General features: G+C 52.9%; 14 protein-coding genes. All 14 read right to left on the bottom strand.

What is annotated here, in order from left to right; genetic code table 11:
- Positions 1–5: 5 nt before the first annotated feature.
- Positions 6–1,163, bottom strand: a complete 1,158-nt coding sequence (locus SPTER_RS04805) for a DVU_1551 family NTP transferase (RefSeq protein ID WP_144349286.1) — start codon at positions 1,161–1,163, stop codon at positions 6–8.
- Between the two features lie 45 nt (positions 1,164–1,208).
- The gene (locus SPTER_RS04800; RefSeq protein WP_144349285.1) at positions 1,209–1,640 is read right to left on the bottom strand and encodes a DVU_1555 family C-GCAxxG-C-C protein; all 432 of its coding nucleotides are present in this window, start codon (positions 1,638–1,640) and stop codon (positions 1,209–1,211) included.
- An 11-nt stretch (positions 1,641–1,651) separates the two neighbouring features.
- Positions 1,652–1,912: a hypothetical protein gene (locus SPTER_RS04795; RefSeq protein WP_144349284.1), complete on the bottom strand. Its 261-nt coding sequence runs from the start codon at positions 1,910–1,912 to the stop codon at positions 1,652–1,654.
- Between the two features lie 203 nt (positions 1,913–2,115).
- On the bottom strand, positions 2,116–2,739 hold the full coding sequence (trsM, locus tag SPTER_RS04790) for a DVU_1556 family methyltransferase (protein WP_144349283.1): 624 nt from the start codon (positions 2,737–2,739) through the stop codon (positions 2,116–2,118).
- A complete protein-coding gene (locus tag SPTER_RS04785; protein WP_144349282.1) occupies positions 2,739–2,951 on the bottom strand; it encodes a DVU_1557 family redox protein in 213 nt (70 codons plus the stop codon). The genes trsM and SPTER_RS04785 overlap by 1 nt, the downstream gene beginning before the upstream one ends.
- Before the next feature lie 15 nt (positions 2,952–2,966).
- Positions 2,967–5,276, bottom strand: coding sequence for a pyridine nucleotide-disulfide oxidoreductase/dicluster-binding protein (locus SPTER_RS04780; protein ID WP_144349281.1), 2,310 nt, complete (start codon positions 5,274–5,276; stop codon positions 2,967–2,969).
- Between the two features lie 100 nt (positions 5,277–5,376).
- On the bottom strand, positions 5,377–8,133 hold the full coding sequence (locus SPTER_RS04775) for a molybdopterin-dependent aldehyde oxidoreductase (RefSeq protein ID WP_144349280.1): 2,757 nt from the start codon (positions 8,131–8,133) through the stop codon (positions 5,377–5,379).
- A gap of 76 nt (positions 8,134–8,209) precedes the next feature.
- On the bottom strand, positions 8,210–9,235 hold the full coding sequence (locus tag SPTER_RS04770; RefSeq protein WP_144349279.1) for a molybdopterin-binding protein: 1,026 nt from the start codon (positions 9,233–9,235) through the stop codon (positions 8,210–8,212).
- A gap of 274 nt (positions 9,236–9,509) precedes the next feature.
- Positions 9,510–11,585 (bottom strand): sigma-54-dependent Fis family transcriptional regulator, encoded by a 2,076-nt coding sequence (locus SPTER_RS04765; RefSeq protein WP_144349278.1) that lies wholly within the window; start codon positions 11,583–11,585, stop codon positions 9,510–9,512.
- Positions 11,586–12,070: 485 nt separating this feature from the next.
- Complete coding sequence (locus SPTER_RS04760; RefSeq protein WP_144349277.1) at positions 12,071–12,604, bottom strand: GNAT family N-acetyltransferase; 534 nt, start codon at positions 12,602–12,604, stop codon at positions 12,071–12,073.
- 42 nt (positions 12,605–12,646) lie between these two features.
- Entirely contained in the window at positions 12,647–13,459 is an 813-nt protein-coding gene (locus tag SPTER_RS04755) for an ATP-binding cassette domain-containing protein (RefSeq protein ID WP_144349276.1), read from the bottom strand.
- Complete coding sequence (locus SPTER_RS04750) at positions 13,459–14,448, bottom strand: ABC transporter ATP-binding protein (RefSeq protein WP_170233146.1); 990 nt, start codon at positions 14,446–14,448, stop codon at positions 13,459–13,461. Before SPTER_RS04750 ends, SPTER_RS04755 begins: the two co-directional genes overlap by 1 nt.
- 67 nt (positions 14,449–14,515) lie before the next feature.
- Positions 14,516–15,331 carry a nickel ABC transporter permease subunit NikC gene (nikC, locus tag SPTER_RS04745; protein ID WP_144349274.1) on the bottom strand — a complete coding sequence of 272 codons (816 nt, stop codon included), beginning with the start codon at positions 15,329–15,331 and terminating at the stop codon, positions 14,516–14,518.
- Positions 15,328–16,269, bottom strand: coding sequence for a nickel ABC transporter permease subunit NikB (gene nikB, locus SPTER_RS04740; protein WP_144349273.1), 942 nt, complete (start codon positions 16,267–16,269; stop codon positions 15,328–15,330). The genes nikC and nikB overlap by 4 nt, the downstream gene beginning before the upstream one ends.
- Between the last annotated feature and the right edge of the window lie 4 nt (positions 16,270–16,273).

Genomic DNA, 16,273 nt, shown 5'->3' with positions numbered 1-16,273 from the left:
CCCCCCTAATTAACGACCATTGCCTCGAAACTACTGATTCCTAACATACTTCCGATCCGGTCCCTGATGGCTTCGGCCGTACGTTGCCTTTGTAAAACAGAGCTGATAACTTCCGGGCTGTCCGCAAAACGGGTCAAAGCCGGTTTGAACCGCTCGCTAAGCGATACGATCCTGTCGCCCTGGACTAATTTATCGGCAAGAAATACCACCGCCGCTTCATCAAGCACATACTCCGGGGTAAACTCCAGGTCCATATGGGATGCTATAATGCCTGACAACGCCGGAAATCCCATACAGGTGATCAGCCGTTCACCCCGCCGGGAATGATTCGGGTTTCCTTTGGCCAGATCATGGACAAGCCCGCCGGCAACCACCAGTTCCTCACTAAGATTAAGTCCCGCTTGGTTAAGCAGCCCGGTGATACGCCGGCCGACCTCGGCCACTGCCTGCCCATGGCGCATTACCCGGTCATCAGCCTGATATCTGTGCAGCATGGCCAAACATTCGTCGGCAGTGGGTATCTCCTGGCGGGCATAAAAAGCCTGCAGCTGCTTATAATCATCAGGTGTGTCGATATCAAGCGCCACCCCCTGATCGGCTACGTTAACCTCTACGGCGTCAGCAGCAAACCGGTCCAGTATCCCCCGCAGCCCGGCAGCGCCAGGATCAGTAAGAATAGAGCCGTAGCAGCGGCCGCTAATCAGCGGCGGATGTCCCCGCAGCCCGTTAAATACCGGGTAGGCAACGGCTGGCGCCAGCCGCCGGTAGGCCTGAACCAACTGCCTGATGGTGTATCTTCTGATCAGCGGGCAATCACCCGGCAACAGCAAAAAGGCATCCGCCTTGCCGGCAAATGTTTTTAAACCTGTAACAACAGAGGAAAACATGCCTTGCGCATAGTCCAGATTCTCGATAATATCAACCTGATGCAACTCTAATACAGGCCGCAGTTCAGCAGCCCGGTGTCCGGCCACAACCCGGATATCGCTGATTCCGCCCTGGCGCAGGCTGGTCACAGCCGTTTCAATGACTGTTTTTTCTCCTAAGGGCAATAGCGGTTTAAAGTCGCCCATACGTGATGAATAGCCTGCCGCCACCACCAGGCCGACAATCTTACCTGGCCCGTTTTCCCGCCCGGCCCTGACTTGAATGAACCTTTGCATACACAACCCCCGCTCTCTGACAGCTGCGGCCCGATGAGCCCCGCCTTATAGGCTGTAGCCGTTAGCTGCCAGAATGTCTCTAACCTTATCCAGGGTCTGCATCACCAGCTGCGGACAGCGTGACATCCGGTTAGCAGGATTGCCCTCTAAAATATCATGGCAATTGATACTGCCAAACCGGGGGAGATTCTCTTGTTCAAACCATCCCACAAGCTCTCTGATCATATCGTTGAGACGGCTGTCTTCCATTTCCTCAGCTGTTCCCTTGCCGGCATAAAGGCCGATAAGACAGGCACCACCGGTCAAAGCACCGCAGGTCTTGCCGCAAAAGCCCAGCCCGCCGTTTAACCCCGACATGGCCCGCACCAAATCCGGATTCTCCTTGCCCTGGGCCTCCAGGCCGATAATAAGCAGGATCTGGCTGCAGTAAAACCCGGCCTGTGATAACTCCATCAGTTGAAAGAACGTTTCTGTCATCGTCTCCCTCCTTAGCTGCACCGTGGCTGGTCCGGACCCCGGCCAATCAAACCACTGAGTTTTGCCAGAGCCGTTTCCGACAGGAGACTAATCTGAGTCGGGACAGCATCCATTGTTTCCCCATATAAAATTATGCCGTTATCGTTTTCCAGATACCGCACCGGCAGGCTGCGCCTGAACGTTTTGCCGGTGCTTTTATCGGTAACTTCCACGATAATAGAGTCAGCCTCAATTTTATCGGCAGAAACCTGTTGCTCTTGCTCGTTCATCATCTCACCCCCCAAAGAAAACCTTTATTTTTACTTTCCCTGGGCCAGTATTAACCGCGAGCCCATTCCACATTTCGGACAGGCCCGCCCCGCCTGCGTCTCCCGGCAGTTACTGCAATAGATCGTAAAGCACCGGCAGCATTGATACAAAGGTACGCTGTTAATCGGGGCCTGACAGCGCGGACATGGTTGATCAGTCATAAGCCTCACCCTTTCGTCTGGCATTTTTCGGCCAGCAGCAGAAAATATCCCATTTGTTTGTTCATCTTGCCATTCGCTGTGCATTGCCAAAGCTCTGCTATTGAACCATACTGCATAAGATAACAAGCCACAAATTCACGTAAATAAGCCGTCTGATCCTCCCATACCAGAATGCGAAACCCGGCATCCGCCAGCTGCTTCCGCAATTCGCCGCCTGGGCCGGCACCGGCCGGACAAGCGGCAGCCGGCTTGCGCACATACAGATCGGTAATCACCAGTTTTCCCCTGTCAACAAGTATCCTGTGTATTTCTGCCAAAACCCTGCTGCTATCCGTCATAACCGACAGGCTGCACTCAGCCAGCGCCCCGTCCATTGAGGCAGTCGCAAAGGGTAATGCTTCGCCGGCCGCTCTCATAAGGGGTAAGCCCGGCACCCGGGCCCGCCCCTGCTCCAGCCGTGACTCGGCCAAGTCTATTCCCACTGCCTGTAAGCCACAGGTATTGCGTAAGTATTCCACAGTCTGACCGGTACCGCAGCCAATATCCACAACCCGGGCCCCCGGCGCAAAGGCCGCGCACTCAACAACCCGCTTCGTTAACGGTAACCCGCCGGGATGGTGATGAATCATCACTTATCCTCCAGCGCGGCTTCCACCTGCTTCATTTTACCATTGGCCAATTCCTCCGGTATGTACACTAAGCCACAGGCAGAACATCTATACAGCTCGACCGGAAAGCTGCTTTCCAGATAGGATAGCGTCACTTGCCCCAATGTCAGCTGAATACCACACTTAACACAAATAATAACCATTTGCTGCTGCTGAACCTTGTAAGTGCTCATCGGCTGTCTCCTCCACTAGCTGGTAATAACAAGTCTGTGGCAATAGGCATTCCGCACAACAAAACCGTCATCCTGCGGCAGGTATTCGACCCAGTAGGTTACATTAGCCGGCTGAAAATAAGCGATATAATGGCCTCTGACCGGGTCCTTGAGCTTATTGCCGCTGGTTTCCCCATGGTCAATCACCCGGGTTACATCGTCAACAAGAATCCTTCTTTCTTCCATAACCCGCAATACATCCTCGGGAATGGTGACTTTAAACTTTGCCTGGGCCTCCTCCACACCCGGTTCCCCCCACACCGCCCGCAGCAGCGTTGTTTTCAGCCGGGCCCGGTTCTCCTGACGGGCTGAATAACCTGGACCGGCCTGGGCCGCAAGGTGATTGGCATCGCTGCCAAAAATTACATCCAGCAGATACAGAACCCGTTTGCCCTGACTGGCGAAATTATCGCGGCACATCACACAGTAGGTCAGATAGTCTGACTCACTCTCCTTAATCCGCCGCTGGATGACCTTATGGGCCACCTCTTGATTGGCATAAATCATCAAACCGCCATAACCGCAGCAGACAGTAGTGTCACGGTTAAGCGGCAGTTCCTCAGCCTGCAGCCCCAGCTTCGACATAATACTGCGCACACTATTTTGCAGTTCAGGCTCATCCCTGGTGGTACAACTATCATGGATTGCCAGTTTCTGCCCAAGACCGGCCGCCCCCGCCCCGGCCGGCAAGCCAATACGGTCCAGCACTGTCCATAAGCTCTCGACAGCCATATCCGGAACGTGGTGCCTAAACAGGCTGTAACAGCTTGGACAGGCAGTAATTACCCTGGGGCTCCCTAACTCCCGCCAGTTCTGGTCAATCTGGCGGAGCGTTTCCTGGTATTCCTGCTCTTGGCCGGCCCATTTGGCCGGAGCACCGCAACACCCCAGCATCAGCCCAACCCCGCCGGCCATTTTTTCACACAAAAATTGGTAAGCCTGGCTTACGTACTGTGGTGATGACGCCGCCAGCTGGCAGCCGGGGTAAAACACAACCGTACTTGTGGCAAAGCCTGGTTGATGCCGGGCCAGGAAACAGCGGTCACTATTGCTGAAATGCATATCCTGCAGGGCAAATTCATGGGTTGACGGCGGCATTTTCCCTTTGTCCACCATCATTTGCCGCGCCTGCTGGCACACCTCACCCATATTTAATTTCTGCGGGCAGACTTGCTCGCACAGGCCGCACAGGCTGCAGGAATTTATCATCTTATTGGCATGATGGATGCCCATTACAATTGATAAATTATTATATATTTCGCGCACATACCGCTTGGGGTAAGCCCGGTAATGGGCCAGATATTCACAGACCTTAACACATTCCAGACACTGGCACAACAGGCAGCGCTCGGCTTCCGCACCGGCTTCCTCCTTGGTATAGCCCCCGTCAGCCGCAGCCGCACAGACCATAGGCTCAGGTTTTACATCGTCAATGTTGGTATAAAGGGTGCTCTTGAACGGTCCTTCTGTGTCCCGGTTGGCGGTCAGGGAAGCGTTCTGGAACAGACGGTCAATCGAGATTGCCGCCACCTTGCCGTCGGCAATCGAGAGAATCGCCGAATAACCGTTAGCCTCACGGCGGAGGCTGCCACCGGCAAAAACCTTGCTGTTGCTTGTTACCAGCGATAAGGGCTCGACTATAATCATCCCCGCAGCGTCCAGTTGGAGATCTAACTGTAAGTAAGCGGCCTGGTTGCCGGTCGCCAGATAAACGGCATCAAAATCCGGGTACAGGCTGTCTAACCGCGTAACCGGCATAGCCGCTTTGATCGTCAGGGGCAATTTTTGCAGCCTGGCTAAATCATCCTCAATGACCGGCAGGGGTAATTTATTTCCCGGAAATTTCCGGATGCTGCCGCCCAACAGGTCTGCTGCTTCAAAAACAGTCACCTGGTACCCTTTGCGGGCCAGTTCCACGGCGGCGGTCAAACCACTTAACCCGGCACCAACAATCGCCACTTTCTGTTTTTTCGGCAGCGGCAGCATAATTTTAGGTATAGTTGTATTGTTATCAACACATATCTTTTCCAAAGCCCGGATAAAAATAGGCTCATCCACTTCATTACGCTTACAGGCCTGCTGACAGGGCTGTTCACAAATCCTGCTGATAATCCCCGGAAAAGGGATGATTCTGTACAACAAAGCAAAGCCTGCCGCATAATCCCCCTTACGTACAGCGTTAACGATTCCCCGGACATCGACATGAACAGGGCAGGCAGCCGTACAACCAGGCGGATTTTCCTGCACACATTTGGCTTCCCGCTGACGCAGTAGTTTCTGATCCACACCGCTCATCCTTTCCCTGGTACAGGGAAACCTAAAACGAACTGAAAGCCAGGCCGGTTTTCCAGTTCGCTTTAGGCCTATACAAATTCTTTAATTTTTATTATTTGCCGCCGGCAACCTCCCGCTTGGCACCAAGTGCTTCCAGGCCGGCTTTAATTTTTTCCGGGAGGGCGGGAACGGCATAAATGCGTACACCGCAAGCATTGTAGATAGCGTTCAGGATGGCAGGATGGGGTGCGGTCAGCGGCCCTTCACCCACACCGGCGGCCCCATACGGACCGTGTTCCCGGGGAGTTATATTGTAAATAATATCCATCTCATCCGGTATATCCTGGACAAAGGGGAAACCGCACGCTACCAGATTAGTATGTTTTTTAAGGTCCTCAAAATCTTCCGTCAGGGCCAGGCCAATCCCCTGGGCCAGACCACCATAGATTTGGCCATCGGTAGTTGCCTTGTTGGTCAGGGTGCCAATATCGGCAATTGTGGTAAATTTAACCACCCTGGCCTTGCCTGTCTTAATATCAACCTCAACCTCCGGCATAAATACTTCATACATATAGACAGCGAATGGATTCCCCTTGGCAGTTTCCGGATCGCAGTCCGTACACATCGAGGCCGCCCATTTGCCATCATAACGGAGAGGAATGTTTTCGGCTACCATTTCGTCATAGGTACGGAAAGTGCCGTCCGGTTTACGCATAGCATTTACTAACATTTCGCACCCGACCCTGATAGCATTCCCGGTCATAACGTTTTGCCGGCTGCCGCCCGACGGGCCGCTGGCCGGGGTAAACGCCATGTCATTCATCACCAGCTTGATTTGTTCCGGTGTAATCCCCATCTGGCGGAGGGTTTCATGGGCATGGGTTAAGGCAGCAAGGTCGGCGCCCTGGCCGTGATCCTGCCAGGATGACCCAACCGAAACGCCTTGCGGAGTCAACTCAATCCAGGCCTGAGAGCCGTCCGGACCGTCAAGGCCGCAGCCATAAATCCCCAGCGACAGGCCTACCCCGCGTTTCTTCTCCGGCGTAGACAGTTCCTGGCAGCGTTGTTTTGCCTCTTTCCACAAGGGCCGCAGCGTATTAAACATATTTTCAAAGCAGAATACTTCCGGTACTTGCTGGGTTGGTGTCGTATCGCCAGGCCGGTAGATATTGTTAAACCGGAATTCCAGCGGGTCCAGCCCCAGTTTTTCTGCCAGTTCATCAATCGCAATCTCTGAAGCCAGGAATGCCTGCGGTGAGCCGTAGGCCCGGAAAGCGGAGCCCCAGGCATGGTTGGTGCAGACAGTGCGGCCTTTGCCGCGGATGTTGGGTATGTTATAACCGGCACCGGTAAACTGAGCCTGACGCAGTGTGGCCAAATCGCCGAACTCGCTGTACGGGCCATGATCCATTGCCCAGTCGGTTTCCATAGCCACCAGCTTGCCGGTTGTTTTCTCGGCAGCGATTTTGCATTTCATAAACACCGGCGAGCGTTTGCCGGTATAAGTGATCATTTGATACATATTAAAGTTAAGGGAAACCGGTTTGCCGGTAGCCATACAAGCCACACCCAGCAAAGCTTCATTGGTCGGACTGAACTTGTAGCCGAAGGTGGCGCCTGTCGGGTTGGCGACAAGCCGCAGTTTATCCGGTTCAATGCCGACTCCCGGACAAATCATGGCATGGTGTAAATGCAGGGCAATACTCTTGGAATGAATGGTCAGACGGCCCTCTTCATCATAATAAGCGCACCCGCAGTCAGGTTCAAGCGCCATATGCGGCTGCCGGCTGCAATAAGTGTCAACCTCAACGGTTACCACATCGGCTTTCTCCATAAGCGGTTTGGTGTCTGCGCCCTTGACAATACCCTGTTCAAAATAAGCATTAGGTACGCCCGGATGGATTTCAATGGCATCAGGAGCCATGGCGGCCGGGGCGCTCATGTACGCAGGCAGCACTTCCAGGTCGACGACGACTTTCTTGGCCGCTGCCCGGGCATGTTCTTCCGTATCGGCACACACGATGGCAATGGCATCACCAAACTGGAATACTTTTTCATCACACAGAATCGGCCGGTCCCAGCCATCGCCCTTATTCGTCGGGAAAGTAATCAGACCGGTAATACGGTTTTTACCTTTTACATCTTTATGGGTAACAACTTTATAAACACCAGGCATCTTTTCTGCTTCGGCAGTATCAATACCCTTGATATTGGCATGAGATACTTCGGCCTGAACCAACGCCAGCCGGAGCGTTCCCGGCGGCATCTGCAGCGCGACATCGGCGCCAAAGTCCCAGGTACCGGTAACCTTCTGCAAGGCGGACGGACGGTGGTAGGTAGTACCGTAGATTTTATTGCCAACCGGTTGATACAGCAGTTCTTCCTTGCGCACTTCACCGCGGATCACTTTGGCAGCGGCCATCACGGCATCGACCAGCGGCTTATACCCTGTGCAGCGGCAGGCATTACGGTTTTTCTGGAACCAGTTGCGGACATCGGCTCTGGTAGGATTGGGATTTTCATCAAGCAGAACCTTGGCCGACAAAATAAAGCCGGGGCTGCAGAAACCACACTGTGCACAGCCATAGGCCATCCAGGCAACCTGCAGCGGATGAAGATTGTTGGGAGTGGCCAGGCCTTCAATGGTAGTCACATTGGCTTCATCAGGCACTCTTTTCATTTTAACAACACAGGATCTTACTACCCTGCCGTCGAGAATAATCGAGCAGGTACCGCATTGTCCCTGATTACAGCCGACTTTGCAGCCGGTCAGCAGCAGTTGTTCCCTGAGCACACTGGCCAGACTGGCTTCCGTGTCAACAATTAATGTTCTGGGTAAACCATTGATATTTAGCACTTTTTTTTGCATCTGCTTCTTCTCTCCTTTATCACTAACCTATATCTCAGGGGACTGAATTCCCCGAAATACACACTCACTGCGGGCTTTACCGGCCTTTGCCAAAGCCGCATTCAGGATAACGGCATTCCTCGCAGGACAGACACAAGCCGCCATGCCCAAGTCTGGTGATGTCCTTGCGGGTCAGTTCTTCGCCTGCCAGCAGGCGTGGCACAACCAAGTCAAAGATTGTACTCCGGTGGTACATGACACAGCCCGGCAAACCGAGAACAGGCACTGACCCGAAATAGGCCAGCATAAACATAGCCCCCGGCAAGGTCGGCGCCCCATAGGTAATAATCCGGCCGCCGGCGGCCCGGATACCGGCCGGGGTTACATCATCAGGATCAACCGACATACCGCCGGTGGTGACTATCAGATCAGCACCGGCCTGCAGCAGGCGGTGGATAGCCTCAGCAATCATCGCGATATCATCAGGCACAAAAATCTGCTGTAAAACAGAACTGCCCAGACACTGAAACTTTTCTGTCAGCACCGGTCCGAAACAATCCTTAATCCGGCCATGATACACCTCGCTGCCGGTAGTGATCACCCCTACCCTGCAGGCCTGCAGCTGTTTGACTTCTACCACCGGATAATAAGCAGCACAAATCTGCTCAATTCTTTGCAGCTTATTTGTTGCAATGACCAGCGGAATAATTTTGCAGCCGGCGACCTTACGGTCAACAGCGACCATCTGGTTCGAATGTAAAGTCGCCACAGCCAGCTGATCAATATCATTAATTCTTTCCAGGGCTTCCGTATTTACCTTTAATAAACCGTTAATCCCGGCCTTTAATTCCACCTTACCCTCGGCAGCCTCTGCCAGTTGCAAACCCGGACCGGCTACGGACCTGGCCAGTCTTACCGCCGCGTCATTCTCATGCAGCTTTTGTTCATTTACCTCCCAGACGTAGATATGTTCTTTACCAATCGTAAGCAACCTGGGAATATCCTCTTTTTTGATGATATGCCCTTTCTTAAACGCTCTTTCCTTACACTTGCCGGGAATAATTTCAGTCACATCGTGGCAAAGAACCATGCCTTCCGCCTGATAGACGGGAACTACTCTCATCAACCACCCTCCCTGCTCTGCTGCCTAATTGTTACTTTGATCACTGGCTTAAGCGTTATACCAGATATAAACGCAAGATCTGTGCCAAATGCAATAAACGGTCAAGAAAGCACGGTTTGTGCCGACTTGGCCAAAACGGCGGCGGCTGTTGCCCTTATTCAGGTGGAAGGTTAACCTGTTTAATAAAATATAGAAGGAATCAACCGTCTTTCGACGGCTGATTCCTCCTAGCTTAGTGTTGCGCCATGCTACATTTGCCGCAACAAGTGTCACTTTAAAGTGACACTTGTTCTACTTTGCATTTTAGTTCTTTATAAATAGCATGCTGTTTCATTTTCCGGTAGAGTGTATTCCGGGAAACCCCCATATCCCGGGCGGTCATACTGACATTGCCGCCATGATTATACAATAACTCCAGAATTTCCTGTTTTTCATTTTCATCAAGGACCCGCCGGCGCTGCTCCCGGCGGCAAAAGGATTCAACAATATTAGAGGCCGGAAACTGCAGCCGCTCACGGGAGTGGGTGGTAGTAGCCTTGCAGTTGCAGATCTCCTGCGGCAGGTTGGCCAAAGTCACAACCTGGCCTTCCGTAAGACTGACGATCCGCTCCACCACATTTTGCAGTTCCCGGACATTGCCGGGCCAGTCATAGCGTACAATCCGCTCAATAACCTCCGGGTTGACAACAAATCGCCGGCAATGCTTATCCTGTTTATCGAGAAAATAGTTAAACAGCGCAACGATATCATCTGACCGCTCCCGCAGGGGCGGGATGGTAATGGAGATAACATCAAGCCGGTAGTACAGGTCTTTACGAAAAGTACCTTTTTCCACTTCCGTCATCAGGCATTTATTTGTGGCACAGATCACCCGGACATCGACAGGAATAACCTTATCGCAGCCAATCCGCATCACTCTTCGCTCCTGCAGAACCCGTAACAGGGCCACTTGCTGTTCAAGCGGCATATCGCCGATCTCATCCAGGAAAAGAGTACCGCCGCAGGCCAACTCGAATTTTCCCGGTTTTCCCCCCCGTTTAGCCCCGGTGAAGGCCCCTTCCGCATACCCGAACAATTCACTGCCGATAAGCTCACGTGGTATCGCCCCGCAGTTTACGGCAATAAAAGGCCCGGCCTGACGGTTGCTCCGGTTGTGAATGGCCTGGGCAAAAATTTCCTTGCCGGTGCCGCTTTCACCCTGGAGCAGGACATTGGACATAGAGGCGGCAGCCAGCGAGGCGACCCTGACGGCTTCCAGCAAGGCTTTACTGCCACCGATGATGTCACTAAACTGCAGTGTCCCGTAATGGCCGCTGAACCTGTTTACCAGGCTTTGAATCTGTTTGATCGGCCGGAGAATAATAACCCCGCCGGTTACTGCCCCCTGGGCATCGGTCACCGTTTCGCCGGAGGCCAGGCAGTGGCTCAGCCCGTTACCGGTCTCCAGCATCAGTTCCATTTCCGCACATGGTTCCTTACGCTTTAGTATCTTTTCAATCAGCGTATTCCTCGCTCCCAAAATGCTTTCCACCAGAATTCCCGGTCTAACCTCAACTCTGTTTAAGCCGGACCCGAGAATTTGCTTCGCTACCGGATTTAATTCGCTGATTACCCCCTGTTTGTCAACTAAAATCACGCCATCTGACATGGTATTGAAGATATTTGTCAGCCGGTTATTCATTACGCTTAATTCATTGTTCTTTTTCTGAATGCTGATTTGCGCCATGATTGCCTCCGCGGCGGCCACAACCATGCCCAGCGTATGAAGATGGGCAGCCGTGGCCGCGCCGGAAACGTCTAATATCCCCAGTACTTGCCCCTGAGTATCAAGAATGGGTGCCGCGGAGCAGGTCAAAGAGTGATGCTCAAGACAGTAATGCTCAGAACCGGATACCTGAATCGGTTTTTTTATAACCAGCGCTGTTCCGATTGCATTTGTGCCTACCTGAGATTCGCACCAGCTGGCACCGCGGAAAAAGCTTACTGTCATCGGATTGGTCAGCGCATCCTCATCCCCAAATAGCTCCATGATATAACCGCGCCGGTCTGTTAATACCACCACAAAACCGGAGCCTTCGACAACCTCGTACAAATTAGTCATAAACGGTTTGGCAATATTAATAAGCTCCCGGTTTTCTCTGAGCATCACCCGCAGGCTGATACTGTCAAGCTGGAGATGGATACAGGCATCGTTGGGCTTAACCCCGGCATCGCGGCACCGCGTCCATGAGTCCAGAATCTCTGACCGGACCGAAAAATCATAGACCTGATTGTTATTGGGGGTCTTGCTGGTAAATTGTTGCCAAGCTTCCGAAATACAATTAATACTGGGTTCGACATAACAACTCATGTACCCACCTACCTGTTCCTAATATTGTGACTATTATATTTTTCATTGAACACGAGCTAGTGTCCTGGCCCTGTTATATTTTAGTTTAGGGCGAGACAAAATGGTAAAGGGCAAGGAAGCACTGACGACGCATACTGGAAGAGGTCTGCTAGGAGGGGCTGACGCCGCCATTTGCCATTTTTGCCGTCATCAAACTAAAAAGATAATGGGGTCAAGACACTAATAAACCTATCGCAAGAAAAAAACAGAGTACGCCAAAAGCAGCGAGCACCCTGTCCCTTAATAGTAGGTAATATATACTCCTTTCGTATCGGAAGGTCTACCGGTTCCCGGGTAAAACCTCGATCTGGTTATCCTAACTTCTATTAGGTAAACAGAGTCGGAGTGACTAAATATTCAATTTATTACAAATATAACATTCTCTATAAAACCAAAAAATCCTGCTTGCAGTCAGAATAATTTCCATAAATGGAAAAACGCTACAGTCAACCTGTAGCGCAGATATCTTTATCCATATATACGGTCGCCAGCGCATCTGTGTTTTCCCTGCGGACCAGATAGCCCTGGCTCAGCCAAAACGGAAAGCCGCCAGGCAAAAATTTGTGGGTGTGCAGACAGATGCGCCTGTAGCCATGAGTCCGGCAATATTCCTCGATACTAGCTGCCAGCCGGCAGGCAATCCCCTGACGGCGCAGCGAGGTCTTTACATAACAACGTGATACCTCAGCTGTCACTGAACAATCATAGCAGCCCGCAACGGCAGCAAGCCGGTCATCATACGGATTGACGGCAACAGTTCCGACTACCTGGCCATTACTGTCAAAAGCGGCAAATAACGCGGCCTTCGCCGGTAAAACATAGGCTTCCTCCAGGTGGGTCAAATCCCACCGGTCGGCTACGCCGGGTATATGGGGATATATTTCCTGCAGCATTGGCAGGATAAAGTCGAGTACCGGCCCGATATCAGCCGCAGTAATCCGGCGAATGCACCAGTCGCTATTGTTATTGTTCAAGTCCATAGGCAACCTCGTTTCGTGTTAATTTACTATATATCAGTACGGTTAGCGAGTATCCCTGTTCATAGGCTGCGCCGGCAGTATAGCTGCTAACAGTGCCCGGGACACCGGATGGGTAAGACAGTTAAGGTTTTCCATATTGTCCAGCCTTTCCACAATCTCACCGGCATACATAACAGCCAGCCGGTCGGACAGATGAGCTACCGCCGCCAGGTCATGCGAAATAAATACATAGGACATTCCCCGTTCGGCCCGTAAATCAGACAATAAATCGAGAATCTGGGCTTGCACCAGTACGTCCAGGCTGCTGACCGCCTCATCCAGGACAATCAGCTTGGGCCGCAGGGAAATAGCTCTGGCAATACAAACCCGCTGCAACTGGCCGCCGCTGAACTGATGAGGGTACTTAGCGGCATCTCCGGGGGTAAGCCCCACAAGCTCTAATAATTCCCCGACGGCCAGGAGCACATCCCGAAAACCGGGGCAGGCAAAATTTCTTAGCGGTTCAGCAATGCTCTCCCCGGCAGTCAGGCGCGGATTGACCGAACTAAAACAGTCCTGAAACACGACCTGCAGGTCCCGCCGCACCGCCCTGACGGCGGCTTTATCCGGCCCGTACAAATTAACGCCCTGAAAAAACACCGCCCCGCTCTCGGGCTTTTCAATGCCCAGAATGATACGGCCCAGAGTACTCTTGCCGGAACCGCTTTCACCGACAAGACCAAGGCACTCCCCGTCCGCCAGTGAAAGGCTGATTTCTTTATTCGCCTGCACCCTGCGCCCCTGCTTGAAGATGCCGCCGCCGTGAAAGTGCTTGCTGACTCCCTGTAATGCAAGCAGGGGCGTGCTAACGGCCATCAGCCAACCCCCATCTGAGCTGCGCTTATGTCCAGGCAGCGTACCCAGTGGCCGCCGGCATTGGCCGTCACTTTCCCGGGAAGTGATGCACGGCAGGCAGGACTAACCCGCGGACAGCGTCCGGAAAACCCGCAGCCGCCGGTCGAACAGCCGCCCTCATTTGCCGCTATGAAGGACAGGCGTTGGCTGCGTGGCAGCCCAATACTGTTGCGGGCGTTCAGCAGCGACTGAGTATAAGGATGAAGCGGCTGGGCGAACAGTTCGGCGACTGCGGCTTGTTCAACAATCCGGCCGCCATACATGACAGCTACCGAATCAGCCAGCCGGGCAATGACACCAAGGTCATGCGAGATTAGCAGCATACTTGTGCCAAATTCACGCCTCACCGCTGCCAGAAGATCAAGAATCTGGACCTGAGAGGCAGCATCCAAAGCAGTAGTTGGCTCATCAGCAATAATGAGATCCGGTTGCTGGGCCAGGGTAATAGCGATAATTACCCGCTGCAGCATACCGCCGCTCAATTCGAAAGGGTATTGCCGCAGCAGCAGCCCCGGCTCCGGCAGCCCCACTCTGGCCAGATATTCTATTGCCGTTGCTTTGGCAGCCCGGCGGTCTGTTTTCCCATGGGCCAGCAAGGTTTCGATAAAATGATCGCCAATTGTGCGAATGGCATCAAAAGCACTCATCGGATTCTGCATAATCAACGCAATCCGGTTCCCGCGGAGCTGCCTCCATTGTGCCGCTGTCAGGTCGTTAAGACTTACCCCGGCCAGTTGAATCAGCCCGCCGGTCCGGACAATACCGGCAGGCAGGAGATTTAAAATCGACAGACAGGTCAGTGTTTTGCCACAGCCGCTTTCACCCACCAGCCCAAAAATCTCACCCTGCCCTATCTGCAGGCTGAGCTGCTGCACGACAGGCACAGCTTTATCCTTGCGTGTAATAACCACCTGCAGATCTTCTATTGTCAGCAGCGGCTGCTTTCCCATACGCGTTACCGTCCTTTCCTGCCTTTTTCCCCTGTAAATAAGCTTCAGCGGCATCAGCCCCACCGGGCTAATTTTTCTTGATCATCGGATCACTCATGTCCCGCAAAGCATCACCCAGGAGATTAAAAGCCATAACCACACTGAGAATCATCAAACCGGGGTAAGCCATCAGCCAGGGATAACCCCGCAAAAACTGACGCCCGTCGTTAATCATCGCCCCCCACTCCGGTGTGGGCGGCTGTATCCCTAAACCTAGAAATGACATGCCGGCAATATGCAGGATCACCCACCCTACATCCAGAGTGGCCAGCACCGCAATCTGCGGCAGGATATTCGGCAGAATATGCCTGACAATAATGGTGGACTGTGGCGTCCCGGCCACTTTGGCAGCCAGCACGTAGTTCCTTTCTTTCAGGCTAAGCACCATACTCCGGATCATTCTGGCATACCAGGCCCACTGGGAAAGCGCCAGCGCCAGCACGACATTGGGTAACCCCGGCCCCATCACGCCGACTAATGCCAAAGCCAGAATGAGGCTGGGAAATGCCAAAAATATATCACAAAGCCGCATGATAACAGCATCTACCCTGCCGCCGGCATAACCGGACGCGGCTCCCACCACGGTGCTGATGGCCAGAGTCGCAGACATCACGGCAAACGCCGCCCCCAGCGAAACCCGGGCCCCGTAAATAAGGCGGGATAAAATACAGCGACCCAGATGATCCGTTCCTAACAGATAACTATTATCAGGCAGCATTAATTTCCTCTCCAAAGAAACATCATTAGGATCATGAGGCGCTAGGAGCGGTGCGAAAATCGCCATTAACACAGTTAACAAAATAATCAGCAGCGCCAGTCCGGTCAAGGTACTCTTTAACCTCATGAGGACTCCCCTTTCAGGCGGATCCTCGGATCAAGCCACGCGTAGGCAATATCAACAAACAGGTTCGCAATAACAAAAACAACGGCCATCATCAGTACAAAGCACTGAACCACCGGATAGTCCCTGTTTAAAATAGCGGATACACAAAACCGGCCAATTCCCGGCCAGGAAAAAACGCTTTCGACAATCACCGAGCCGGACAGCAGATGGCCGATACTCATCCCCAGAGCGGTAACAAGCGGCAGCAGCGCATTTTTCAGGACATGCCGGCCTATAACCAGGCTTTCCTGCAAGCCCCTGGCCCTGGCATACAACACAAACGGCTGCTCCAGATTTTCCAGCATACTGGTTCTCAGCAGCCTGACATAGGTGGCAATATAACTAAAGGAAAGCGTCAGGGCCGGCAGAATAAAATGCGCCCATGACCCCCGCCCCAGGGTGGGCAACAGATCAAGCTTAAGGGCAAAGAAATACATCAGCATAAAGCCAAGCCAGAAATTAGGCATAGCGGCACTGGTAAAGGCAATAAACCGGCAAAAATTATCAAACCAACCATCTTTATACAAGGCCGAAAAAATACCCATCGGTATGCTGAGGACGAGCGTAAAAACCAGCGATACCCCGGCTAATTGAACTGTCGCCGGCAGCAGAAACATCATTTCGTCCCACACCGGCCGGTGGGTGGCATAGGATTTGCCAAAATCAAGCGTGAGTGCCTTTACCAGCCAATCCCCATACTGGACAATAAGCGGGCGGTCAAGGCCAAGTTCCTCCCGGACTGCCGCTACGGCGGCCTCCGTCGGCGGTATCTGGGAAAGTCTCAGATACGCCTCCGCCGGGTCTCCCGGCGTGAGGCGCAGTATGAGAAAGGTAATCATGGAGATACCTACCAGTACCGGGATTAGGCTGAGCAGGCGTTTGACAACATAAGCAAACATACTG

It is taken from the genome of Sporomusa termitida, assembly GCF_007641255.1.
GTDB classification, from domain to species: domain Bacteria; phylum Bacillota; class Negativicutes; order Sporomusales; family Sporomusaceae; genus Sporomusa; species Sporomusa termitida.
This window is presented reverse-complemented; position numbering and strand designations above follow the sequence as displayed.

Bases quoted from the DNA above. Each gene is read 5' to 3' on its own strand.
- SPTER_RS04805 (WP_144349286.1), bottom strand. From the start codon at position 1,163: ATGCAAAGGTTCATTCAAGTCAGGGCCGGGCGGGAAAACGGGCCAGGT.
- SPTER_RS04800 (WP_144349285.1), bottom strand. From the start codon at position 1,640: ATGACAGAAACGTTCTTTCAACTGATGGAGTTATCACAGGCCGGGTTT.
- SPTER_RS04795 (WP_144349284.1), bottom strand. From the start codon at position 1,912: ATGATGAACGAGCAAGAGCAACAGGTTTCTGCCGATAAAATTGAGGCT.
- trsM (WP_144349283.1), bottom strand. From the start codon at position 2,739: ATGATTCATCACCATCCCGGCGGGTTACCGTTAACGAAGCGGGTTGTT.
- SPTER_RS04785 (WP_144349282.1), bottom strand. From the start codon at position 2,951: ATGAGCACTTACAAGGTTCAGCAGCAGCAAATGGTTATTATTTGTGTT.
- SPTER_RS04775 (WP_144349280.1), bottom strand. From the start codon at position 8,133: ATGCAAAAAAAAGTGCTAAATATCAATGGTTTACCCAGAACATTAATT.
- SPTER_RS04770 (WP_144349279.1), bottom strand. From the start codon at position 9,235: ATGAGAGTAGTTCCCGTCTATCAGGCGGAAGGCATGGTTCTTTGCCAC.
- SPTER_RS04765 (WP_144349278.1), bottom strand. From the start codon at position 11,585: ATGAGTTGTTATGTCGAACCCAGTATTAATTGTATTTCGGAAGCTTGG.
- SPTER_RS04760 (WP_144349277.1), bottom strand. From the start codon at position 12,604: ATGGACTTGAACAATAACAATAGCGACTGGTGCATTCGCCGGATTACT.
- SPTER_RS04755 (WP_144349276.1), bottom strand. From the start codon at position 13,459: ATGGCCGTTAGCACGCCCCTGCTTGCATTACAGGGAGTCAGCAAGCAC.
- SPTER_RS04750 (WP_170233146.1), bottom strand. From the start codon at position 14,448: ATGGGAAAGCAGCCGCTGCTGACAATAGAAGATCTGCAGGTGGTTATT.
- nikC (WP_144349274.1), bottom strand. From the start codon at position 15,331: ATGAGGTTAAAGAGTACCTTGACCGGACTGGCGCTGCTGATTATTTTG.
- nikB (WP_144349273.1), bottom strand. From the start codon at position 16,269: ATGTTTGCTTATGTTGTCAAACGCCTGCTCAGCCTAATCCCGGTACTG.